At 54.1% G+C, this 20520-nt stretch carries 25 protein-coding genes and 1 pseudogene; 15 read left to right on the forward strand and 11 right to left on the reverse strand.

Features of this window, described 5'->3' with window-relative positions:
* Nucleotides 1-48: 48 nt before the first annotated feature.
* From ACXZ1M_RS24385 to ACXZ1M_RS24400, 4 genes are all read right to left on the reverse strand, one after another.
* Complete coding sequence (locus ACXZ1M_RS24385; RefSeq protein ID WP_459050184.1) at nucleotides 49-363, reverse strand: hypothetical protein; 315 nt, start codon at nucleotides 361-363, stop codon at nucleotides 49-51.
* 110 nt (nucleotides 364-473) lie between these two features.
* Nucleotides 474-2027, reverse strand: coding sequence for a hypothetical protein (locus ACXZ1M_RS24390; RefSeq protein ID WP_459050185.1), 1554 nt, complete (start codon nucleotides 2025-2027; stop codon nucleotides 474-476).
* A gap of 410 nt (nucleotides 2028-2437) precedes the next feature.
* A complete protein-coding gene (locus ACXZ1M_RS24395) occupies nucleotides 2438-3154 on the reverse strand; it encodes a hypothetical protein (protein ID WP_459050186.1) in 717 nt (238 codons plus the stop codon).
* A gap of 94 nt (nucleotides 3155-3248) precedes the next feature.
* Entirely contained in the window at nucleotides 3249-3563 is a 315-nt protein-coding gene (locus tag ACXZ1M_RS24400) for a DUF4124 domain-containing protein (RefSeq protein WP_459050187.1), read from the reverse strand.
* 194 nt (nucleotides 3564-3757) lie between these two features.
* Between ACXZ1M_RS24400 and ACXZ1M_RS24405 the strand changes: the two genes are divergently transcribed.
* From ACXZ1M_RS24405 to ACXZ1M_RS24425, 5 genes are all read left to right on the forward strand, one after another.
* Nucleotides 3758-4459, forward strand: a complete 702-nt coding sequence (locus ACXZ1M_RS24405) for a PEP-CTERM sorting domain-containing protein (protein ID WP_459050188.1) — start codon at nucleotides 3758-3760, stop codon at nucleotides 4457-4459.
* Nucleotides 4453-4785 carry a hypothetical protein gene (locus tag ACXZ1M_RS24410; RefSeq protein ID WP_459050189.1) on the forward strand — a complete coding sequence of 111 codons (333 nt, stop codon included), beginning with the start codon at nucleotides 4453-4455 and terminating at the stop codon, nucleotides 4783-4785. The genes ACXZ1M_RS24405 and ACXZ1M_RS24410 overlap by 7 nt, the downstream gene beginning before the upstream one ends.
* 159 nt (nucleotides 4786-4944) lie before the next feature.
* The gene (locus tag ACXZ1M_RS24415; protein ID WP_459050190.1) at nucleotides 4945-5529 is read left to right on the forward strand and encodes a hypothetical protein; all 585 of its coding nucleotides are present in this window, start codon (nucleotides 4945-4947) and stop codon (nucleotides 5527-5529) included.
* Between the two features lie 24 nt (nucleotides 5530-5553).
* Entirely contained in the window at nucleotides 5554-6198 is a 645-nt protein-coding gene (locus ACXZ1M_RS24420; protein WP_459050191.1) for a GIY-YIG nuclease family protein, read from the forward strand.
* Entirely contained in the window at nucleotides 6195-7118 is a 924-nt protein-coding gene (locus ACXZ1M_RS24425) for a hypothetical protein (RefSeq protein ID WP_459050192.1), read from the forward strand. The genes ACXZ1M_RS24420 and ACXZ1M_RS24425 overlap by 4 nt, the downstream gene beginning before the upstream one ends.
* A gap of 4 nt (nucleotides 7119-7122) precedes the next feature.
* On the opposite strand, the gene ACXZ1M_RS24430 is transcribed toward ACXZ1M_RS24425, so the two are convergent.
* Complete coding sequence (locus tag ACXZ1M_RS24430) at nucleotides 7123-8202, reverse strand: site-specific integrase (protein ID WP_459050193.1); 1080 nt, start codon at nucleotides 8200-8202, stop codon at nucleotides 7123-7125.
* A 282-nt stretch (nucleotides 8203-8484) separates the two neighbouring features.
* Between ACXZ1M_RS24430 and ACXZ1M_RS24435 the strand changes: the two genes are divergently transcribed.
* Complete coding sequence (locus ACXZ1M_RS24435) at nucleotides 8485-8991, forward strand: hypothetical protein (protein WP_459050194.1); 507 nt, start codon at nucleotides 8485-8487, stop codon at nucleotides 8989-8991.
* A 6-nt stretch (nucleotides 8992-8997) separates the two neighbouring features.
* On the opposite strand, the pseudogene ACXZ1M_RS24440 reads toward ACXZ1M_RS24435, so the two are convergent.
* Nucleotides 8998-9568 (reverse strand): annotated as a pseudogene (locus ACXZ1M_RS24440) (recombinase family protein).
* A gap of 663 nt (nucleotides 9569-10231) precedes the next feature.
* Between ACXZ1M_RS24440 and ACXZ1M_RS24445 the strand changes: the two are divergent.
* From ACXZ1M_RS24445 to ACXZ1M_RS24455, 3 genes are all read left to right on the forward strand, one after another.
* A complete protein-coding gene (locus ACXZ1M_RS24445) occupies nucleotides 10232-10438 on the forward strand; it encodes a hypothetical protein (protein WP_459050195.1) in 207 nt (68 codons plus the stop codon).
* Nucleotides 10439-10514: 76 nt separating this feature from the next.
* A complete protein-coding gene (locus ACXZ1M_RS24450; RefSeq protein WP_459050196.1) occupies nucleotides 10515-10754 on the forward strand; it encodes a hypothetical protein in 240 nt (79 codons plus the stop codon).
* Between the two features lie 5 nt (nucleotides 10755-10759).
* Nucleotides 10760-11005, forward strand: coding sequence for a hypothetical protein (locus ACXZ1M_RS24455; protein ID WP_459050197.1), 246 nt, complete (start codon nucleotides 10760-10762; stop codon nucleotides 11003-11005).
* Nucleotides 11006-11327: 322 nt separating this feature from the next.
* Here the strand turns inward: ACXZ1M_RS24455 and ACXZ1M_RS24460 are convergent, their stop codons facing one another.
* Nucleotides 11328-11651: a hypothetical protein gene (locus tag ACXZ1M_RS24460; RefSeq protein ID WP_459050198.1), complete on the reverse strand. Its 324-nt coding sequence runs from the start codon at nucleotides 11649-11651 to the stop codon at nucleotides 11328-11330.
* A 110-nt stretch (nucleotides 11652-11761) separates the two neighbouring features.
* Between ACXZ1M_RS24460 and ACXZ1M_RS24465 the strand changes: the two genes are divergently transcribed.
* Genes ACXZ1M_RS24465 through ACXZ1M_RS24475 form a run of 3 tightly spaced genes read left to right on the forward strand, consistent with a single transcriptional unit; the run spans nucleotide 11762 to nucleotide 14830 of the window.
* On the forward strand, nucleotides 11762-13951 hold the full coding sequence (locus ACXZ1M_RS24465; RefSeq protein ID WP_459050199.1) for a putative bifunctional diguanylate cyclase/phosphodiesterase: 2190 nt from the start codon (nucleotides 11762-11764) through the stop codon (nucleotides 13949-13951).
* Between the two features lie 40 nt (nucleotides 13952-13991).
* Nucleotides 13992-14417 (forward strand): YeeE/YedE family protein, encoded by a 426-nt coding sequence (locus ACXZ1M_RS24470; RefSeq protein ID WP_459050200.1) that lies wholly within the window; start codon nucleotides 13992-13994, stop codon nucleotides 14415-14417.
* Nucleotides 14417-14830, forward strand: a complete 414-nt coding sequence (locus ACXZ1M_RS24475) for a DUF6691 family protein (RefSeq protein ID WP_459054072.1) — start codon at nucleotides 14417-14419, stop codon at nucleotides 14828-14830. Before ACXZ1M_RS24470 ends, ACXZ1M_RS24475 begins: the two co-directional genes overlap by 1 nt.
* Before the next feature lie 101 nt (nucleotides 14831-14931).
* Here the strand turns inward: ACXZ1M_RS24475 and ACXZ1M_RS24480 are convergent, their stop codons facing one another.
* On the reverse strand, nucleotides 14932-15831 hold the full coding sequence (locus tag ACXZ1M_RS24480) for a LysR family transcriptional regulator (RefSeq protein WP_459050201.1): 900 nt from the start codon (nucleotides 15829-15831) through the stop codon (nucleotides 14932-14934).
* A 97-nt stretch (nucleotides 15832-15928) separates the two neighbouring features.
* On the opposite strand from ACXZ1M_RS24480, the gene ACXZ1M_RS24485 reads away from it, so the two are divergent.
* Nucleotides 15929-16771, forward strand: a complete 843-nt coding sequence (locus ACXZ1M_RS24485; RefSeq protein WP_459050202.1) for a type 1 glutamine amidotransferase domain-containing protein — start codon at nucleotides 15929-15931, stop codon at nucleotides 16769-16771.
* Nucleotides 16772-16783: 12 nt separating this feature from the next.
* Here ACXZ1M_RS24485 and ACXZ1M_RS24490 read toward each other — a convergent pair whose 3' ends face one another.
* Entirely contained in the window at nucleotides 16784-17233 is a 450-nt protein-coding gene (locus ACXZ1M_RS24490) for a GNAT family N-acetyltransferase (RefSeq protein WP_459050203.1), read from the reverse strand.
* An 87-nt stretch (nucleotides 17234-17320) separates the two neighbouring features.
* On the opposite strand from ACXZ1M_RS24490, the gene ACXZ1M_RS24495 reads away from it, so the two are divergent.
* Complete coding sequence (locus tag ACXZ1M_RS24495) at nucleotides 17321-17944, forward strand: flavin reductase family protein (protein ID WP_459050204.1); 624 nt, start codon at nucleotides 17321-17323, stop codon at nucleotides 17942-17944.
* An 11-nt stretch (nucleotides 17945-17955) separates the two neighbouring features.
* Here the strand turns inward: ACXZ1M_RS24495 and ACXZ1M_RS24500 are convergent, their stop codons facing one another.
* Nucleotides 17956-19032 carry a type II asparaginase gene (locus ACXZ1M_RS24500; protein WP_459050205.1) on the reverse strand — a complete coding sequence of 359 codons (1077 nt, stop codon included), beginning with the start codon at nucleotides 19030-19032 and terminating at the stop codon, nucleotides 17956-17958.
* A 118-nt stretch (nucleotides 19033-19150) separates the two neighbouring features.
* Between ACXZ1M_RS24500 and ACXZ1M_RS24505 the strand changes: the two genes are divergently transcribed.
* Nucleotides 19151-19480 (forward strand): hypothetical protein, encoded by a 330-nt coding sequence (locus ACXZ1M_RS24505; protein ID WP_373991631.1) that lies wholly within the window; start codon nucleotides 19151-19153, stop codon nucleotides 19478-19480.
* Nucleotides 19481-19528: 48 nt separating this feature from the next.
* Here the strand turns inward: ACXZ1M_RS24505 and ACXZ1M_RS24510 are convergent, their stop codons facing one another.
* Nucleotides 19529-20473, reverse strand: coding sequence for a collagen-binding domain-containing protein (locus tag ACXZ1M_RS24510; protein WP_459050206.1), 945 nt, complete (start codon nucleotides 20471-20473; stop codon nucleotides 19529-19531).
* Nucleotides 20474-20520: the final 47 nt, after the last annotated feature.

A 20520-nucleotide genomic window follows, 5' to 3' on the forward strand; every position in this document is an offset into this window, starting at 1 on the left:
GATTTTTATTGATTAGAGAGAGCCACCGAAGCGGCTCTTATGATCGAATTAAAGTGATGCTGTTACTCGTGAAGAGAGTTTAGGCTGTGCAATTAGGTTTGCTAATTCCTCTTGTTCTGTGCTTGCTCGTGCTGCAAATGCTTCTTGTTTGCGTAACAGAAGGTTGTGCATTGCGATGTCAATGTGAGTATTCAATCGTGCTGTTTGTGCTTTTTCGAACAGTTTCGTAGAGTTGCATTTGTTGCTTCTGAAAGACTCGTAGATATCGCCTAAGTAGATTCTTGCCCATCCATTTTGCTGTGTAGCTGTGCGAACTACTAAGCCGGTTTCGTTTAGTTCTTTGAAGTAGATATTTGCGGTCATGATGTTTTCCTTTGTGGTGGTTTCTGCGTTGTTGATATATTTAACTTCTCAAAACCGTCGAGGTTTGTCAAATTCCTCGACGGTTTATTTTCAACATCGCGACGAATGGTCTAGAGGCCGGTATAGGTGGAGTTTCCGCGTTCGTCACGGTGGCCGGTGATCAAGTCATCAATGCAGAGTGGGCCGGTGTTTGAGAAGAAGTCATCGTTAGAAATCTCAATGTGTTGGCCGGTAAAGTGTTGGGCTGTGCGAACTTGAGGCTTTGGCGTCTCAATCCCTTGGTGTTGTTTCTGTGGTGGCTGCGTGGACTTATAGCCGCTCTTTTTCAGGTCTTCAAAGAGAGAGGTCTTGAATTTTGGGCTGTGGATTTTGATCGTTGAAAGCATGCTGAAAACCTCAGCTTTGCTCATCGTGAATTTTCGGCAGACTGCACGCATACCGAAATGGTCTTTGTGCTCGTTCTCCCGGATGAAATCCATAAACTTTTCGATCTTCTCTTTGACAGCAGGAACCTCAGCCCGGTTTGATTTTCTATCGATGTAGTGTTGAAGACTGTTGAGAAGAAACATTGAGACCTTTAGACCCCACTGGAGGCTATACTCGTCTACTACCGTTCCCGGCTTTTTGTGCAAGACATGATGAAATACAGCGTATCGCCACGCTTCCATCATGTAGGTTCTGTAATAAACTTCGTGCTCGGAGAGGAAGCGTTGATATTGCCTCTCCCAGAACGTTTTAAAGGTCGATTTATAGAGGCGTTCGCAAGCTGGTGAGAATGTATAATTTTTGTCAGAAATGTCTTGTCCAAATATTGCGGCAAGCTCGTCCTCAAGTATCGAGTCGGCCATTTCTTTGATGTCATACAATGCGATATCTCCAAATTCTCTCGCCGTGTCGAAAGTATCTTTGCCAGCCCATGCGGTAGTGAAGCGTCGGAACATGCCGTTTTGCATGGACTCTTCTGACATGGCGGAAATCATAGAGTTAATGGTGTTAATCATGAGGACTGTAAGCACTGGCCCCTCGATGGACAGGTTATTTGCTTTAGTTCCATATCCGATAGTTCCGTGATCCTTCGTCATCAACATCGTTCCGTTGATACCTGCTAGTGCTCCGGTGTTTTGATCGATTTGCTTTATGAATTGGCTCGATTCGTCTTGCTTCCAGTAACCTCTATGATTCGGTAGGTCTGCAAGCTGTTGCACGAACGAAGCATTAGAGGCGGGTTGCACAAAGTTTGACTCAACTAGCGGGCGTCCCGTTTCGGGGTTTTTGGGCATTGCATCGGAAATGATCGAAGCTGATAGAGATTTTGTCGCTCCGGTGTCTGCTAAGAGGAGAACCCAAGTGTCAAGCTCGGTTGGCTTCTTCGTTAGAGGAATTTGGCAAGTCGCACGATTCTCAACACACCACGCCGAAATCATGGCGAGGAATGTAAAAATGGGAAGTGCAGGGTGGGAGTTTGTATGCTTGTAGAAGCGGTGAAAGATCAAGCTGATAGCGTCGTTTGTCTTGACGTCTACGAAAGGGTTATCAACTAAGAGCATGATGTCTGCGACTTGTTGAGCGGTATCATTGAGTGCAATTGATTTGATATAACTATCAACCATTTGCCGTTCTACGACGTGTGGTTGAGGTTGGGTGTGGTTTTTGTTCTGCGACATGCGGCCTCCTTTTTTCTACTGTTGAGATGCCTTTAATCTATCTCGTGTGTAGAAATTTGTCAGAGCCGCCCGTCTGTTTCTTCTGACAAATGCTTAAAGTATTTCTGACAGTCTGACAGTCTGACAAAATCGAAAGTTTTGTCGTCTTCTCATAGGAGAAAGCTCAGAAAATAGGTGTCAGAAAGGTGTCAGAAAATGTCTTCTGAAAAAATGTTATTCTGACCGCGTTCCATGTGAGCTCTGACAGTCTGACAGTCTGACAAAATCGGGGTTTTTCGCGTGTTCTCATAGGAGAAGCCTCGTAAAATTAGTGTCAGAAAAGTGTCAGAAAATGGGTTCTGACAAAACAAAAAAAGGAGTAAGCAAATTTCTTCGCTCACTCCTTGGGTGCTACTAATTCCTACTGATGCTTAAAGCTTGGTGATGGTGAACCAAGCTAACTCGGGCATGTTCGCAATCTTCTCTTTCGACTCTGCCCCAAAAGTCGCTGCGTGAAAGTCGAGGCCCGCGTCTGAAAATGCATTGCGAGCCTCGATGAATGATCGATGGTATTTTCTCCACTCATCGACGTCCGCACGGCTGCTTGACGCTTCTAGAGGCTTCATCGCTTCATACGCTTTATAGAGTGCTGGAAGGTCTACATCGAGTCGCAAGCAGGTTGCCGATATCTCTGATTTGCTGACCTCTATTTGCTGTTTTGTGAAAGCCTTGGAGGCTTCTAGTGCTGAGATTTCAGCGACATGCTCACGCAAGACTTGCTTTGTATCTTCAAGAATATTTTTTAAAAGAGTCAGACTTTCGGTCTGTTTGAAAAGTGCTTCATACTTCGCCTTCTCCTCTTTTACAGCTTTCTCCGTTGCAGCGATGTCGATTTTTGTGATTTCGATGTTGCTTTCTTCGCGGGCGAATGGTGCAAGTTCTTGTGTAACACTTGCCCACTGTTCTAATCGATTTTTCGATTGAGGCGGGAGACTCCACGCTTTGGCCTCGGCAACCCATTTAAATTCTCCGCGAAATTTCTTTTTGAAGTCTTTAAGTATTGCCTCTCTCGGTGGGAACGAGATGAGTAAGCGGTCCTTTGCTCTTTCGTCGTTTTCTGTGATGTCGAAGTAGAGTAGTGATTGCATGTGTGTCTCCTTGGTTTTGTTGTTTGACTCTTAAAGAATCTCAAGAAGAAAACGAGAAGTAAAGCCGTGCTGCTAAGAAGCCGGTGAGCGGTTTCTAGGGTTTCGTTTTTGGTGGTGTCGCGGGGAGGGGAGGAAGGCTATGAGCGGCCTTCGGTTTATCATCCTTAACATTGGCCGGTCCGAACGCTTTTCTGTTTGGATCGGAATTGCTGGGAAAATTTACAGGCATCGGGATTGCTGGCGGATAGGCAATCACATCGACTTCTTCGCCTTTGCTGCCTTTCATTGGCTGGTCTGTGTAGGTGACATGCCCCGACTTATCGACATGCCGCCACAAGGCTTTTTGAGCACTTGCTGAGGCGATGAGAGTGCAACTCAACAAACCGATTATCAATATTCGCTTTTTCATTTGATGCTTCCTTGTGTGCTGGACTGCTTATAGCCTCTCAAGGGGGAGCCTCAATGTAAAGGGGGGTATCGGCGCCCAAATTGTTATTTTCTTGAGATGTAAAAGTGACAAAATAAGACGTTCTTTTTGGGAATAAGCGCGCTAAAATTATCGTGGTTATTTTGATATCATCACTTTCAATTTGGAGATTCCCCATGCGTTTCGGCACTACCTACGCGGCTATTGCTCTGACTGCTGCACTCTTTTCAAACCAAGCTGCTGCAGGCCCGGTGACGGCCAGCTATGACCTCTTCACCGATTTCGGCTCGTCTGCGTTTTCTTACGGCTCTACCGGGACATTGGGCGGGGCGTTCACAGAGTTCGCTACGGTCTACCATTTCAACGGCTTCGATTTTCACTCGTCCGATCCTCTCGCTCAATGGGGCGTCGGCGTGACGGGCAATAGCGAATATGGCAGTCTCGCCCGTAACGCTGTGAGCGTGAACCCGGACCAGCTGGGTAGCTATGCCGTGATCCGTTTCGTTGCTCAGTTCACGGGGACTTACACGGTAGCCGGTGCCTTTACGGCAGAGGATGGCTTTGGTCAAACCTCTGCCGATGTGCACATCCTCGGGGGCGGTTCTTCGCTGTTCAGCGGTGTCCAGAACTCAGGCTCCGCCCCTACGTCGGTGTCTGGTCTTTCCGTCTTCTTGCAACAAGGCCAAACGATCGATTTTGCAGTCGGTAACGGCGGATCGCCTGCGGGCTACTACACGGACTTCACGCGGGTCGATGGCTCGATCACCGGCATTGCTGCTGCTGTCCCTGAACCTGAGACTTACACAATGCTCGGCGTCGGCCTGCTGGCAGTGGGTGCCGTGGCTCGTCGTCGCAAGGGTGCGGAGTCGAAATGCTAGTTGATCCGGAAATTCAAAAAGCTCGGGACAAGAAGATTTCCATCTTTCTGCTGGCGGGGTTGATGGCCATTCCCGTTCTAGGGGCTTTGATCGCAACCGTAATGGTTCTATACCTCCTCGTTCAAGTCCTGAGCAAGTCCGCAAATCGTGGGAAAGATTTTGGCATTCTGCTCTTAGCATTCGTGCTGTATGTGCTTGCGATGTTTATCGCAGTGCTCAAAGGTCGCGGCGACACTGCTTTCGTGCTCATTTCAATGTTTGTCATGCATTTCGCTATCAGCTACTGGACGCTCTCAAGAATGAAAGAGTTCATGTTCGCTCGGTAGTGTGATGCTGCTCCCCCGTAGTCCTGGCCCTCGCTATATGCGGGGGCTTTTTGCTTGTAGGAACGAGTTACCTGATAGATAATTGTTCGCATATCAAGCCGGGGTGGCTCGGTGCGTGCGTGAAGGGTGTTGAGGATGGCGAGTGAGGCAGAAAAGAGCTTGAGCGACGAAAGCGGAAGCACGGAATATAAGGCGGCGAAGAAGCGAATTTTTGTGTTGGATACGCTAGGGCATGAGAACTTTGCAAAGGACGCCTATGACGTAACAGAGAGCATTTACAAAGGTGTTCAACTCACAAAAAACTACGTTATCAGAGAGTATCAATGCGATTGGAAGTCTGTCCATTTGATCATAAAAGTTTCTGATCCGATAGCGAGATCGAAGAACCCTTTGACGCCGAGTTTTAGAAAATTTTACATCGATGTCAAAATGTTTGCTGTTAATGGTCGGACAGCCGGAGGATATGAAGACGACACCGATCTAGATCGTGCGGTGTGCATTCTTCTAGAAGCTTCACAGCTTTCTCACACTAATCGAACGAAGCATTATGGAAATTTCAATGCTTCCATCGAGGGCAACAATAATTCTATATGGCTGCTCATCGAGAAGATTTGGATTATCCTGAAAGAGACTTTTGATCACTTCATCGAGTGCTACCCGCAGGATTTAGCCATCGTCGAACAGCATGAATTGTTGCCGCCGTCTGAAAATCCTCCGATTCGTATAGCAAGGAATCGGCTCTAGGTTCAATGTAAATAATTAGCAATTATGAAGAAATCCGAAGCTATTTTTGAGACCATCAGCAAGGCCGGAAGGCCGATGACTCCGCAGGAAGTCCGGGACTCGATCAAGATTGAGTTTCCAGAATTTTACGCAACAGACTCACACAAACGTGCAGTTGAGAAGGGGACTTTCAATAGTCTCGATCATGCTTTACTTGCTGATGTTTATACGTATGTGAAGAAGTCTGACAAGTTCCTCATAGATCAATCTACAAAGCCTTATAGGATCAGTTTGCCGACCGCTGAAGAGGCGAGTGAGACTGTTGATGAGGATGTGCCGGAAGACTTACTCAAAGAGACTGGCATTGTCTACGTGCTCTCTACCGGCGTTTATACTGCGAACGGCAAGCGGATCATCAAGATAGGCTTCACGACGCAAGAACTACAAACCCGGATCAATCAGCTTTACACAACAGGTTCGCCGTTCAAGTTCGAAGTGATAAAAGCTTACGAGGTGCCGAACTATATGGAGCTTGAGCAAGCTCTTCACAAGCTGTTAGCCCCATATCGCCTCAGCACGTCACGCGAATTTTTCAGTGAAGATGTGCTTGAATACGTCGAGTCCGTTGTAGAGCTTCATCAGAAAATTCAAGGGAAGCTTTCTCAAACTAAAACGACGGTGAAGGCATGACACCACTAAGAGTTCTTGAGCTTTTCTACGAAAGTATGAAAGAGATTTCGTTGCAACAAAAAGACGTGCATAGCGTGATTGAGTATCAAGTTAGTCAAGTTAATGAGCGAATCTCAGAGCAAGATGGTGATGAAAATGTCGAGATAGGAGGCCATAACATGGCTTTCTTTGAGCCGTATCGTAGAGATTGGAAATTCTACGGCAGAGAGAGGCTAACTCTTTCGAAGGCTCGAGATAACTATTTCAAGCATGCGAATCGGCAATATCAATGGCTACTGGCCGAAGCTTACGAAGAATTTGAGATTTTTTTGCAAAGAATTTATGCAAGTGTAGGAAGTGCGACGCAATCATTTTGGCCCGCTGAGCATTATGGTAGCAAAGTTCCTGACGCTTTGCCGACTCTTACTTTTGATGATTGTCTCGATTTGGTGAAGTCGAAGACCAGAATCAAGAATGTAGATATCTGCCTTGAAATTATACGGAAGCGGATCAAGAATTTTTCAGAGATTGAAGCGAACAACGCGATAGAGTTGAATCTTAGATTTCACACCGGTCTCATTGCACAGCTACGACATCATATCGTTCATACTCGCGGATATGTAAGAGACTTGCAGGAGTTCAAGCAAAAAGTTCTGTCGAGTGCTGGGCTTTGGAGAAACGGGAAGCCACTCGACCGTGACGTCGCCATCATAGATAATTTTTTCAGATACAAAACTGATCGCTCTAGAATTTGTTTGGCGAGAGTGCCAATGGATATCGGAATTTTCCACGTTGACATTTTGAACTCAGCATGTGGCTTTCTGCTCTCACACGCTTATCTCATTGCCACTAAGATTGACCACTACATTTCAGAAGAGCGAGGAAGGCCGGTTGCCGACCGACTCAAAGCAAGGCGTTTGAGTCGTAGCCGGGGAAGATAGCCGCTTAATCTAGCTTGTCTGCAAGGTCGTTGGGTCGCAAGTGCATGTAGCCTAGAAGCGTTTGGATGTTCGTGTGTCCAGTGATTTTCATGATTTCTGCATCAGACAACTTATTCTTTTCAAACAAGCGGCTGATAGCTTCATGCCTTAGATCGTGGAACTTGAAATCTGACATTTGAGAACGAACTGCAAGGCGTCTAAATGCCTTTGAGAGCGTGTTCGTGTTGCTCCACATGTGGAACACTCGTGTGTCGTCTTTGCTTCTCAGTGGCTTCATCCCGGCCAGTGCTTCAAGGGCCGATTTGCTAAGCGGAACTTGCCGAAACGTCTTGGTCTTCACGTTCTCTTTTGGAATGTTCCAAGTTCGTTTTGCGATGTCGAAGTGAGTCCAATCCGCTTTAATAATCTCTTGTGCTCGTGCAGCGGTTGCAAGTGCGAAGTCCAGCAGGAGAGGCCATTCTTTGAAGTGAGCATAGCCACCTTTCACGGCCTCCCGCAATTGAATTTCTTCCCCCGCTTGTAACCTTCGCTCACGCTTCCCCTCCCATGATGCCGGGACGGTGTGATTTTTGAACAGCATTGGATTAAGCGAATAATTGGCCTTAACCGAGTGCCATTCCATAACTTTTTTGATGATGAAATAGTGCTTGCGAACGGTCGAAGGCGAGTAGAATTTTTCCTTGTCGCCGTTATAGTAGGGGTGGATTTTAGTTCGTTCTTGCGTCGGAACCGGGGTGATGAGCATCCAGTCGATAAACGATTGAATAGCTTCATGATTCATGTGAGCGATGGTGTATTTGTTGAAGTATTCGTTGACGCGGGCAACGAGCATTTCGTCATTCGTTTTCACGCTCTTGCAGCCGTGTAGGAACTCGGCCGCCGCTTGGCTAAACAGAACCGTTTCAGCACGCCGACTCACGCTCTCGCTGCGGTCTATCTTCGATTCGGTGTCGTGCATCCACTGGCGGGCTTCTGCGTTCGTTTTGAAGGTCTTTGTAAGCTCCACACCGCCGTGGCCGGTGCGGTGTATGCGAGCGTCATAGCGTGGCCCTGACTTCGTTTGACGGGTTTTTATCATGCCCATTAGACAACTCCACAATAGTAAAATTTCCACCTGTCAATGTCTGGTGGGATAGTGGTGGGATAATAGCATGACGTGGAGGAAGGAAGCCTTATTTTATAAGGGCTGCTTTAGGTTCGGTCACTAGCCTTCTAAGCTGAGGGTCACTGGTTCGAATCCAGTTGGGCAGGCCAATAAAATTAAAGACTTAGACGATTTTCCGATGGGCGATTTTCTCTCTCCATTTCGTATGTAGGCACGGTGTAGGTTTTTTAGCTGAATTGCCGTGTAGGCGGGGGACAAATTATGCGTACAGTTGTTCTGTTGGGTACTAGCCACCCATTGCAATGTGGGACACAGGAAACCCTGCCTCCAGATGCACTAGAACGTTTGTTGCGTTCTCTATGCGCGGCGCATGGCGTTCAAGTAATCGCGGAGGAAATCGAGCACGATGGCTTGGCAAAATACGGCGTAACAGAGACGATAGGTGCACGCGTATGTAAAGCCCTGGGTATTCAGTCTGTATACTGCGACGCTAGTATTGCTGAGCGGGCATCTCTCAGAGAGCTCCTGCCACCCCTACCACCAATTGAGCCCACATTGCCCTTTGACCAAAGGCTGAGGTTAGAAATAGATGCGCAATTTAAGCAAATGGGGGACGCGCGTGAAGATTTCTGGCTGGATAAGATTTTGCATCTGAATATGTGGCCGCTATTGTTTATATGCGGCGCCGACCACTTCGATACATTTCGCTCCAAATTAGTGAAAAATGGTATTTATGTCGTCGACAGCGTGGCTGACTGGGAACCGTGAATCTGGTTACACTGGCTTAACGACCCCAAGAATGCTAGCTTGTGAAACGTCGTACATCCGTGCCAGAGCGCTGACGCTCTCACCAGCGGTGTACTTCGCTACGATGTCGGCGCGCTGCTCGGCGGTCGTCTTGGACGGGCGGCCCAGCGTCTTGCCTTCGCTTTTCGCGCGAGCCAAGCCGGCTTGCGTGCGCTCCACCAGCAAATCCCGCTCCATCTCCGCCACGGCAGCCAACATGGTCAGCATCATTTTGCCGGCCGGCGAAGTCAGGTCCAGTTTTCCCAGCTGCAGCACGATGACGGCAATATTGCGGCTGGCCAGCAGCTTGACCGTGGCGCCGACGTCCTGCGCATCACGCACGCCCCAGGCGGTCCAGCTTGGCCACCACCAGCGTTTCACCATTCCGGATTTGACCGAGCAGGGCGGCGAACTGCGGGCGCTGGGTAGCGCTCGTCTTGCCGCTGATGGTGTCGGCAAACCAGAAATCCACCTGGTGGCCGGCGGCTTCGATTTCGATTCGCTGGTTGTCTACGCTTTGTTCGGTGGTGCTGACGCGGCCGTATGCGAAGGTTGCCATGGTGTCTCTCCGGTTAAGACTGTTAGAAAACACTGTTGGAATATCTCTGCCTGTTAGAAATTGCAAGGCATATATTTCCAACATGACTAATGCTTCCCTTTCATGGATTTTAGAAATCGTTCGTTTTTAACAGCTCCAAAGTGGCGCAGAAGCTACTCATCAATATCAAAATGCAATTTACGATGCGGCACTGGTATATTGGTGTTACATCAGCCTCACGTGTTGTTGCTGGTTACTCGTGCTTTGTATTCGTGGTGCCCACTGTTAGAGAGGAACATATGCGTACAAGGACAAATATTGAGATGTCGCAAGTAATCGCGAACGGGTTGGTGGTGGATGAAGTGGACGGCTCTGCCTCGGCGTGGGCGTACCTCGAAGAGCACGGCATTCCGCTGCCAACTATTTTGCGTGTTCTGGTTTCCGAAAGTCGCCGGCGGATAAGCGACCCCGGGACTGTACGTAGCTCTGGTTAAACCTCGAGATTTAAACTTGCGGTTGACCGATACAGAGGCCGCACGTCATCGCCAAGGCGCCCCAGCTTCAATCAAAGATGTAAGTCACCTTGCAAAAATATTAATCACCTCCATATACTGGGGGTACACCCATGCTGATGCGGTAGCCACTTTGGTTTATGCCAGGCGATGTGCAGAACATGAGGTAAATATGCAGACCTACAATCCCGAAGGCATCGAAGCTTTTCGCGCCTACGCAGTTGCTGCAGCGGAAGAACATCAAATGGCTCACGAGCTCGCTCAATGCGCCAAAATTGAAAAGTACGGACTTCTCGCAGCTGACCTTTTCGCACGCGTAAACGCGGCGCGTTCCAAAACACTCGCGGCTTTTAAAGCTGTAGAACGCTTCAAAAGCTGACACCCCACCAGACCGCTCGCGGTCACATGCCACCTGCCGTGGCCCTTTTCGCCCTACAACCATAAACGGAGTCCACATGGATAGCACGGTGGGTGTGCACACCTCGACGTATGAGGGATTTGATATCGCGGTCGCTGCAATGTTGCGTGGTGCCCTATGGTATCCCGAGTATCAAATTAAGAAGGAGCAGGAGATCGTCTCACATTGGTGTGCCCCCGAAACAGAAGGCCGCCAAACCGAAGAGGCCGCCCGCAACTGGGGAATTGCCCTGGCGACCGAGGACATCAGAATTGGCCTGAAGCAGATTTTTAGCTGACCGTCATGTACACCCGAACCGATGCAACGATGGCGCATGCCGTCAATCATGGTATTGCGCTTGATTCTAGTAAAGGTGCAGCTACCGCTTGGGCTTATATGAAATACTTTAAAGTTCCGCAGCAGGTAATCCTTAGAGTGCTCGCAGAACCAAATCTCAGGCGCCTAGCGGAGATTGCCGTGGTGCTCGAAGACACCGACGCAGATGTTTATACGCACGCGATGCACCTCTGGCGAGCACCGCCCATATAACGCGATAGAAAAAGAGGAAGGGCAGTGGCCCTCCCTTACCGCACTAGAAAGCTCGAATACTGCGTCAGTGCGATGCCGATGCTCCGCTCGGACTGCTGCTTGCGCGTTCGGCAGCGACCACCTTTTCAAGGATGCGGTGCAGCTTATTCGTGTGGCCGCTCATACGCAGTTGCTGCGGCCGAAGAACATCAAATGGCTCACGAGCTCGCTCAATGCGCCAAAATTGAAAAGTACGGACTTCTCGCGGTTGACCTTTTCGCACGCGTAAACGCGGCGCGCTCCAAAACACTCGAGGCTTTCAAGGCTGTCGAGCGCTTTCACATCAATCAGGTAGTTCAAAATTCGGCTTGGCACCTGCGCGGCGCTCCAGCCACTCGCGCCCACCATTGTCCAAGGCTTTGGCCAGCGCTGCCGGCGGCAGGCTGTACACCGTCGCCCAAGTGGCGCGGCCGTCGCCGGCGTTCGAGGGGAAGCTGGTGGATTCAATGGGCCAATGGTATTTGCGCTTCAACGTCTTGACGATGGCGGCGAGCGAGGTTCGGCCTTGCAGCGGCTCGGCGCCCGTCTGGTCGGCATCCGATAACAGCACCGCGAGAACGGCGCCGCGCGCGGTCAGGGGGCCGGGGAATTTGGGAGTTTTTGACATGCCTGCACTCTATCGAAATAAACAGTAATTTTCTGAAGATTGATTTATATCAAATTTTCTTTTGATTTATATCAGTATTCTTACGGAAATATTTTTGTTGGAATGTTTCTATGACTAAGCTGGTGCGGGTCGATGCGGCGACGCGCGGTTGTGAATTTGGTAATGAGCCGCAGTTTTCTGCAATGGCGCTGATGGCGGCCCAGTCGGACAATTGCCGCAGTTTTTCCTGCGCGGTGCTCGATGCACTGCCGGAACAGATCGCCGTGCTGGCGGCGGACGGGATGATCGTGGCCGTCAACGGCGCTTGGCGCAAGTGCGGTATCGAGCACGCCAGAGGCGGTTTGGACTACGCCAGCGGCATTGGCATTAACTATCTGAACGTTTGTCGCCAGGCCAGCGAAATGGGCGCGGAAGGCGCAGCCGCTGCGGAAGAGGGCATAGGCGAGGTGCTGGCGGGCCGCCGTTCGCATTTTCAGTTGGAATATCCCTGTCATGCGCCCGACAGGAAGCGCTGGTTCAGCATGACGGTGTCGCCGTTGGCGCACGGCTGGCAGGGCGCGGTTGTTGTGCATGTGGACATCACCGAGCGCCACGAGGCCGATGCCCGCCTGCGCATCGCCGCCAAGGCGTTCGAATCGTCCGAGGGCATGATGGTGACCGATAGTCAGGGGGTAATTCTCAAGGTCAACCGGGCGTTCACTCACATTACGGGCTACGCGGCGGACGAGGCGGTGGGACATAAGCCGTCGCTGCTGAGTTCCGGCCGTCATGATCCGGCTTTTTACAGGGCGATGTGGCAGACCATCAGGGAAAAAGATAGCTGGGAGGGGGAAATCTGGAACCGCCGCAAGAATGGCGAGGTTTATCCGGAACACCTCAGCATTGCCGCCGTCCGCGATGAACTGGGCGAGATATGCAATTATGTCGCGGCTTTGACCGACATTACCCTGAGCAAGGCGGCCAGCGACGAGATCCGCAACCTGGCTTTCTACGATCCGCTGACGCGTCTGCCGAACCGCCGCATGCTGCTGGAGCGGCTGCGCCAGGTGCTGGCGGCGAGCAAGTTGCACGATTGCTACGGCGCGTTGGTCTTCATCGATCTCGACAACTTTAAGACGCTGAATGATACGCTTGGCCACAACGTGGGCGATTTGCTACTTCAGCAAGTCGGCGCTCGCCTGCAAACCTGCATGCGGCAGGGCGATACGGTGGCCCGCATCGGCGGCGATGAGTTCGTCGTCTTGCTTGAGCGCATGAGTACCGATCCGCTCGAAGCCTGCGCCCAGACCGAGGCGCTGGGCGCCAAGATCCTGGCGGAGTTGAATCGCCCCTATCTGCTGGGCAGCCATCCCTACCATAGCACCCCGAGCCTGGGCGCCACGCTATTCCATCGTGGACATCCAGCCCATCCCGACGAAGTGCTGATGCAGGCCGATATCGCCATGTACCAGGCTAAGCAGGCCGGGCGGAATGCCATGCGCTTTTTCGATCAGCAGATGCAAGACAGCATCAACGCCCACGTGCGCTTGGAGGAGGCGCTGCGCAAGGCAGTCGCGCAGCGCAAGTTTGAACTTTATTATCAAGTGCAGGTCGATCAGGAAGGACGGCCCACAGGCGCGGAAGCCTTAATCCGTTGGATGCAAACGGATGGCAGTTTTATTTCGCCGGCTAGTTTTATTCCATTGGCGGAAGAATCTGGATTGATATTGCCCATCGGCGTATGGCTGTTGGAAACCGCTTGCGCGCAACTGCAGCGATGGCAATCACATCCAGCCACAGCTCATCTGATATTGGCGATTAACATCAGCGCGGCGCAATTGCATCAGGAGGATTTTTGTGAGCAGGTTATGCAGCATATTCTTCAGTATAAAATCGATCCTTGTCGTCTGAAATTGGAGTTGACCGAAGGGATACTTCTGCAAAATATCGAAGAAACCATTTCCAAGATGCAGAAACTAAAGGATTTGGGGATACGGTTTTCGCTGGATGATTTTGGTACGGGCTATTCTTCGCTGCAGTATTTAAAGCGTTTGCCCTTGAGCCAATTAAAGATCGATCAATCGTTCGTGCGCGAATTGGTTACCGATAATAACGATCAGGCTATAGTTTCGACCATTATCGCGATGGCGCACAGTTTGCAACTAGACGTGATCGCCGAAGGCGTTGAGACCTCGGAACAGCGAGCGCTGCTGGCGGAAATGGGATGCCACCGCTATCAAGGGTATCTCTTCGGGAGGCCTATGCCGGCCGCCCGATTCCAGCAGTTCCTGCCGCTAGCCATGCCAGAAATTGGCGTGTAGAAGCCGATTTCTGGCATACTGCGCCATTGAGGAGAGACTGATGACGATAGATTGGAACAGCTTCACCCCTGGGGCCAGCCTGGCCGGCGGTCTGTTGATCGGGCTTGCCGCCGCATTATTTGTGCTGCTGAATGGCCGCATCGCCGGAATTAGCGGAATAGTCGGCGGACTGATAAAGCCTCGTCGTGCCGATATCGCCTGGCGTATCTCGTTTATTGGCGGCATTGTCGTCGCACCGATTATCTATGCCATATTCTTTGATGTACCGGAAGTGCGGATCGCTGCGGACTCCGGCATGTTGATTCTGGCTGGCCTGATTGTCGGCTTGGGAACGCGTGTCGGTTCCGGCTGTACCAGCGGCCATGGAGTATGCGGAATATCGCGCCTGTCCATGCGCTCGGTGGTTGCGACATTGATTTTTATGCTGACCGGTTTTATCACGGTATTTTTGGTACGCCACTTATGATGTTCATTCCTTTTTTAGTGGGCCTGATTTTTGGCTTGGGGCTGATTATTTCCGGCATGTCGAATCCAGCCAAGGTACTGGCGTTTCTCGATCTGGCTGGAGAATGGGATCCGTCCCTGATATTCGTGATGTGCGGCGCGATCGGCATCGCGTTCTTTGGATTTCTTTGGGCTAAAGCGCGAACAACGACGTTGCTTGGCACAGAAATGAAATTACCTGCCACAACTAAAATAGACCCCCGCCTGATAATCGGTTCGGCATTATTCGGCATAGGCTGGGGTATCGCCGGATTCTGCCCTGGGCCGGCGTTGGTGGGCCTCGGCATGGGCTTGCCGAAAGCGGCGCTGTTCGTCGTCGCCATGCTCGGCGGCATGGTGCTGTACGAGGTGATCGAACGCTGGCGCGGTGGATAACTCAGGCTGCGGAAAAAACGCGCAGTGCGGCTTTATCCTTGTAAAACAAAGGCTTGGCTGATTGCCTTGCGCATTGTTAACAGCCTTATCCACAGAATTTGTTAACAACCTGATGGCAGGCTGTCGATCAGCGCCCGGCTGGCGGCGGACATGCGCCGGTGCGGTGGATAAATCAGCGAAAACGGCCGGCTGCGGCCACGCAGCGAGGGCAGAACCTCCACCAGCTGGCCGTTGCGCAGCCGCTCTTCCGCGACGAAGAAATATGTCTGGCAAATGCCCAGCCCCTGTTGCGCCAGCGACACCACACCCAGCACATCGTCCGTCACCTGCATGCGCGCCGGCGCCAGCCAGTCGATATCCTTGCCATTCTCCCGCAGCAACCACGGCGCTTGCCGTCCGCTGCTGGGCATGATGAAGGGCAGGCAGGCGTGCCCGGCCAACTGCGCCAGTTCCACCGGCGTTCCCGCGCGGCGCAGGTAGTCCGGGGACGCCACCAGACATACCGCCTCATCCGCCAACCGCTTGGCAGCCAGTCCGCTGTCGGCCAGCTCGCCCAGGCGGATCGCCATGTCGTAGCCTTCCGCCACCAGGTCGACATTGCGATTGCTGATGCTGAGTTCGATGCTCACCTGTGGATGCCGGTCCATGAACGGCCGTAGCAGCGCCGGCAGGCGGTAGTGGCCGTAGGTGGTGGGCACGCTGATCCGCACCTTGCCGGATAGTGCGCCGCCCTGGCCCTGGATGGCCCGTTCGGCGTCCGCGATCAGCCCGAACGCGCTGCGCGCCTGTTCCAGATACAGATTGCCGGCGTCGGTGACGCTGAGCCGGCGCGTGGTCCGGCGCATCAATTGCACGCCCAACCGTGCTTCCAGCCGCGCCACGGCCCGGCTCAGCACCGAAGGCGTGGTGCCCAGCGCCACCGCCGCCGCGCTGATGGTGCCCTGGTCGACGATGGTGATAAAAGCTTCCACGTCCGCCATGTGATCGAATTGCCGTGCCATTCATGTCTTTCAAGAACAAATGATTTGAGTTTTCAGGTATTTAAGCATAATCCAGGCATCAATACACTGGGGGCATTGAAAACAAGGGAGCAAAGTCATGACCAACACTTTCCGTAAAACCATTGCCGGCGCCGTGCTCGGCGTCGCCGCCCTCGGCGCCAATGCCGCCAACGTCCTGGTGGTGCTTTCGGACGAATCGCAGTTGGCCCTGCGCGACAACCGCACGTTCGACACCGGTTTTTACGCCAACGAATTGATGCAACCGGTGAAAAAGCTGCTGGATGCCGGCCACACCGTGACCTTCGCCACGCCGCTGGGCAAGGCGCCCTCTGTGGACCGCAGCTCGCTCGACAAGATGTACTTCGGCACCGAGGCCAGCATGCAGGAGCATGTGGCGCTGCTCGACAAGTTGCAGATTACCTCGGTGACCAGTTCGCCGGTGATCAGTCTGGCGCGCGTGGAGCAGGGCGGCTACGACCGCTACGATGCCGTCTACATCCCAGGTGGCCACGCGCCGATGCAGGACTTGCTGCACAGCGCGCCGCTGGGGCGTCTGTTGACGGCTTTTCACCAGCAGGGCAAGCCTACCGCGCTGGTCTGTCACGGCCCGATCGCGCTGCTGTCGGCGCTGGCTCAGCCGCAGGCGTTCACCAAGCCGCTGGAAGGCAAGTCGTCAGCCGGCAAGGCTCCGGCCTGGATCTACGCAGGCTACCAAATGACGGTCATTAGCAATGACGAGGAAGAAGCGGCCAAGGCCGCGCTCAACGGCGGCGCCATGAAGTTCACGCCGCAGACCGCGTTGCAGCGCGCTGGCGCCGTCTACAGCAGCACCGCCAACTGGCAGCCGAAAGTGGTGGAGGATCGGGAGCTGATTACCGGCCAGAATCCGGCATCGGCCAACGGTGTGGCCGATGCACTGCTGGCGCGGCTGAAGCGCTGACTTAGCGCTAAGTCAGCGCAGCGACGGCGCGAAGATCTTCGGCTGGAAGGGATTGATGTCCTTGCGCAGCATGCGCGGCAGCAGCGGGTCGGAGATGAAGGCCTGCGATTTGTAGAAACTGTCCGTGCCTTCCGCCGCCACCAGCAGCAGGCGGCGAATTTTCAGGCTCAGCGCATATTGCTCGATGCGCTTCAGCATCCAGCGACCGATGCCTTGGCCGCGATGCGGACTCAGGATCATCAGCTCCGAGACGAAGCAGAATTCCGGCGGCGCCAGTTCCAGGCGGGCGATGCCGATCTGCTTGTTCTTCAGTTCCACCGCCACCCATTGCACCTTGCCGCGCGGATCGGAGGCCGTGGCGCGCGGCATCACGTTGCCGGCGTCGGCGTCTTTGCGGAACGCCAGCAGGACTTTGGCGGCGGGTGGCGCTTTCAGCAAGCGGAATTGCAGGTCTAGATCCATGTGCGCGTCTCAAGTAAGCGATCCACCTATATTGCGTTGCCGTGGCCAGCTGCGCAAGGTTTTTCCTTCCTATGCGACAATCGGAGCATGGATGATCAATATTTCTATGAACCGGCGCAAGGCCACGGCCTGCCGCACGACCCTTTCAACGCCATCGTCGGCCCGCGCCCGATCGGCTGGATTTCCAGCCGATCGGGCGGCGGCACGCTGAACCTGGCGCCGTACAGCTTCTTCAACGCCTTCAACTACACGCCGCCCATCATCGGCTTTGCCAGCATCGGCCGCAAGGACACGCTGCGCAATATCGAGGAAACCGGAGAATTCGTCTGGAACCTGGCGACCCGCCCGCTGGCCGAAGCCATGAACGCCAGCTGCGCCCCGGCGCCGCCCGAGGTCGATGAATTCCAGTTGGCGGGCCTCACGCCCGCCGCGTCAACCGTGGTGGCGGTGTCGCGCGTGGCGGAAAGCCCGGTCGCGTTCGAGTGCAAGTGCAGCCAGATCCTTCGCCTGCAAGGCGCGTCCGGCGTGGAAACCGATACCTGGCTGATCCTGGGGGAGGTGGTGGGCGTGCACATCGCGCGTGGCCTGCTGCGCGACGGCATTTACGACACGGCCGGTGCGCAGCCCATTTTGCGTGGCGGCGGCCCGGCCGATTACTTTGAAATCACGCCGGATAGCTTGTTCCGCATGCGGCGGCCCAGCTATCCCTGAGCGCTATCCTATCAATAGGTGTAGAACATGCGCTGGATCTGCTTGGTGTCGGCGCTCTTGGTCAGCGCCAGCATCAGCAGGATGCGGGCTTTCTGTGGATTGAGCGTGTCGGACGCCACGAAATCGAGTTCATCATCGTTGGCTTCGCCGTTGCGCGCGACGATGCCCTGGCCCACGCGGCTGGAACGCACGATCAGCACGCCCTGCTTGCGGGCCGCCACCAGGCCGGTCTTGACCGATGCCGCCAGGCTGCCGTCGCCCACGCCGGCGTGGATGATGCCTTTGGCGCCAGCGGCCACCAGCGCGTTCAGCGCCACTGGATTAACATTGGCGTAGCCGTAGACGATGTCGACCTGCGGCAGCGCGTCCAGCTTGCTGATGTCGAACTCGGTGTCCACCGTGTTCTTGCGCGCCGACACGTGATAGAAGTAGGGCTTGTTGCCCTGGATGTAGCCCAGCATGCCCAGTTCCGGGGTCTTGAAGCTGTCCGGGGTGGAGGTGTTGGTCTTGGTGACGTCGCGCGCGGCGTGGATCTGGTCGTTCATCGCCACCAGCACGCCTTTGCCGACCGCTTCCTGGCTGGCGGCCAGCAGCACGGCGTTGTACAGGTTGATCGGGCCGTCGGCCGACAGTGCGGTGCCCGGACGCATGGCGCCCACCAGCACCACCGGCTTCTTGCTCTTGACGGTGAGGTCGAGGAAGTAGGCGGTTTCTTCCAGCGTGTCGGTACCGTGGGTGATGACGATGCCGTCCACGTCGGGCTGCGCCAGCAGGGTGTTGACGCGCTTGGCCAGCTTGAGCCAGTGGTCGTTGCTCATGTTCTCGCTGGCGATCTGGAATACCTGTTCGCCCTTGACGTTGGCGACCTTGGCCAGTTCCGGGACGGCCGCGATCAGGCGCTCCACGCCCACGGTGGCGGCGGTGTAGCCGACCGTGGTGGTGCTGGTGGCGCCGCTGCCGGCGATGGTGCCGCCGGTGGCCAGGATGGTGACCTGGGCCAGTTTTTCTGCTGCCCCGGCATAGGAACTGAGCAAGATTGCACAGGCCAGCAGGGCGTGGCGCCAGCGGGCGGTATTTTGGTAGGGCATGAAGTCTCCTGAACAGGCGGTAAAGCTTGGGATATTAACAAAACCATCGCGTGTCAACAACGCGGGGTGTTGACGCGTTAACCAGCGATTGTTGGAAATAATACAAAAGAGAAGAGATATGAGACTGGCGATCACGATGGCGGCGTTGCTGGCCTTGGCCGCTTGCGGTAAAAGTGCCGAGCAAAAGCAGCGCGAAGAAGCGCTGACGCTCACCACGCTGGGTGAGAAATACGTGCGCGAGAAAGTGCTGGAGCCGACGCAGGCGCAGTTCCGCAACCAGTTCATCGGCAAGGGCGGGGCGCCGTGCGGCGAGGTCAACGCCAAGGATGCGTTTGGCAGTTACATCGGCTACCAGCGCTATATTTCGGTGGCGCGCGATTTGACCTTGCTGGCGCAGGATGTGGCGCCGGCCGAATTCGAGGCGCAATGGCAGCAACTGTGCCGCTGAAGTAAAAACGGAGCCAGCTGGCTCCGTTTTGCGTTACATGGCCGGGATTTAGGCCTGCTTCTGACGGCGGCGCACCAGCGCCAGGCCGGCCAGGCCCACGCCCATCATGGCCCAGGTGCTTGGTTCCGGCACCGGCGCGGTCGGCAGGGTACCGAGGAAGGCGCGGTCGTGCAGTTCGCCGTTGCCGCTGCTCAGATAGCTTTCGGCGTAGACAAAGCCATTCAGGGCCGAGCCGGCGCTGATGTCCGAGGTGCCCGCCAGGATGGTGCCATACCAGCCGCGCATATTGATTTGCGTGGTGTCGACAAAATTCCAGATGATGCGCGAACCCAGGTGGGAGTTGTCGTTGAAGTTGCCGTTGATGTTCAGCACTTTCGGATCGTTGACGCCGCCCGCGCCGTCATAGCGGACGTTGATGATGACCGTGTCCGCCGTGCCGGTGAAGGCGATATTGGCGGCATAGGCCAGTTGGCTGGTGGTGATATTGAATACCGAGGTGGCGCTGGCGCCGCCGGTCAGCTGGAAGGTGAAGCCGTTCTGATCGGGCACGTACAGGTTGCCGTTGGCGCTGGCCATGCCGGCCAGTTGCGCTTCCAGCGCGTTCAGCGGCGTGGAAAAGTCCGACATGGCGAACACGGGCGCGCCTTTGCTGACGGTGCCGCCGTTGGTCACGCCGAACGAACCGAGGTTGCTGGTGACATAGTTGACGCTGCCGCCGTGCAGCACATTGCCGCCGCCATTCACGCCGATGGTGATCGCGTTCACGGCCGCAAAGTTCGAGGCCACGCCGTTCGGGTCCTTGTTGAAGGTGGCGCCGCGGCTGATGTTGTTGGCGACCAGGCGGCCTTCAACGTCGCTGGCGGACGAGAAATCGTTGGTGAATACGCCGTTGAACTGCGAAAGGATCTGGCTGGCAGTCAGGGGAGCGGCCTGAGCTGAAACGGCGGCGAAGGCCGCCAGGGTGCCGATTGCTAGGGTTTTCAGTATGCGCATGGTCGTCAGTCGGTGAGTGAAAAAAGTGCCAAGCGCAATTCTAACTG

The organism is Duganella paludis, from assembly GCF_054461335.1.

Coding starts and splice junctions, on each gene's coding strand:
- ACXZ1M_RS24510 (WP_459050206.1), bottom strand. CDS start 20,473: ATGCGCATACTGAAAACCCTAGCAATCGGCACCCTGGCGGCCTTCGCC.
- ACXZ1M_RS24395 (WP_459050186.1), bottom strand. CDS start 3,154: ATGCAATCACTACTCTACTTCGACATCACAGAAAACGACGAAAGAGCA.
- ACXZ1M_RS24390 (WP_459050185.1), bottom strand. CDS start 2,027: ATGTCGCAGAACAAAAACCACACCCAACCTCAACCACACGTCGTAGAA.
- ACXZ1M_RS24500 (WP_459050205.1), bottom strand. CDS start 19,032: ATGCCCTACCAAAATACCGCCCGCTGGCGCCACGCCCTGCTGGCCTGT.
- ACXZ1M_RS24430 (WP_459050193.1), bottom strand. CDS start 8,202: ATGGGCATGATAAAAACCCGTCAAACGAAGTCAGGGCCACGCTATGAC.
- ACXZ1M_RS24465 (WP_459050199.1), top strand. CDS start 11,762: ATGACTAAGCTGGTGCGGGTCGATGCGGCGACGCGCGGTTGTGAATTT.
- ACXZ1M_RS24435 (WP_459050194.1), top strand. CDS start 8,485: ATGCGTACAGTTGTTCTGTTGGGTACTAGCCACCCATTGCAATGTGGG.
- ACXZ1M_RS24420 (WP_459050191.1), top strand. CDS start 5,554: ATGAAGAAATCCGAAGCTATTTTTGAGACCATCAGCAAGGCCGGAAGG.
- ACXZ1M_RS24405 (WP_459050188.1), top strand. CDS start 3,758: ATGCGTTTCGGCACTACCTACGCGGCTATTGCTCTGACTGCTGCACTC.
- ACXZ1M_RS24480 (WP_459050201.1), bottom strand. CDS start 15,831: ATGGCACGGCAATTCGATCACATGGCGGACGTGGAAGCTTTTATCACC.
- ACXZ1M_RS24445 (WP_459050195.1), top strand. CDS start 10,232: ATGCAGACCTACAATCCCGAAGGCATCGAAGCTTTTCGCGCCTACGCA.
- ACXZ1M_RS24475 (WP_459054072.1), top strand. CDS start 14,417: ATGTTCATTCCTTTTTTAGTGGGCCTGATTTTTGGCTTGGGGCTGATT.
- ACXZ1M_RS24460 (WP_459050198.1), bottom strand. CDS start 11,651: ATGTCAAAAACTCCCAAATTCCCCGGCCCCCTGACCGCGCGCGGCGCC.
- ACXZ1M_RS24470 (WP_459050200.1), top strand. CDS start 13,992: ATGACGATAGATTGGAACAGCTTCACCCCTGGGGCCAGCCTGGCCGGC.
- ACXZ1M_RS24450 (WP_459050196.1), top strand. CDS start 10,515: ATGGATAGCACGGTGGGTGTGCACACCTCGACGTATGAGGGATTTGAT.
- ACXZ1M_RS24490 (WP_459050203.1), bottom strand. CDS start 17,233: ATGGATCTAGACCTGCAATTCCGCTTGCTGAAAGCGCCACCCGCCGCC.
- ACXZ1M_RS24410 (WP_459050189.1), top strand. CDS start 4,453: ATGCTAGTTGATCCGGAAATTCAAAAAGCTCGGGACAAGAAGATTTCC.
- ACXZ1M_RS24505 (WP_373991631.1), top strand. CDS start 19,151: ATGAGACTGGCGATCACGATGGCGGCGTTGCTGGCCTTGGCCGCTTGC.
- ACXZ1M_RS24400 (WP_459050187.1), bottom strand. CDS start 3,563: ATGAAAAAGCGAATATTGATAATCGGTTTGTTGAGTTGCACTCTCATC.
- ACXZ1M_RS24485 (WP_459050202.1), top strand. CDS start 15,929: ATGACCAACACTTTCCGTAAAACCATTGCCGGCGCCGTGCTCGGCGTC.
- ACXZ1M_RS24495 (WP_459050204.1), top strand. CDS start 17,321: ATGGATGATCAATATTTCTATGAACCGGCGCAAGGCCACGGCCTGCCG.
- ACXZ1M_RS24385 (WP_459050184.1), bottom strand. CDS start 363: ATGACCGCAAATATCTACTTCAAAGAACTAAACGAAACCGGCTTAGTA.
- ACXZ1M_RS24425 (WP_459050192.1), top strand. CDS start 6,195: ATGACACCACTAAGAGTTCTTGAGCTTTTCTACGAAAGTATGAAAGAG.
- ACXZ1M_RS24455 (WP_459050197.1), top strand. CDS start 10,760: ATGTACACCCGAACCGATGCAACGATGGCGCATGCCGTCAATCATGGT.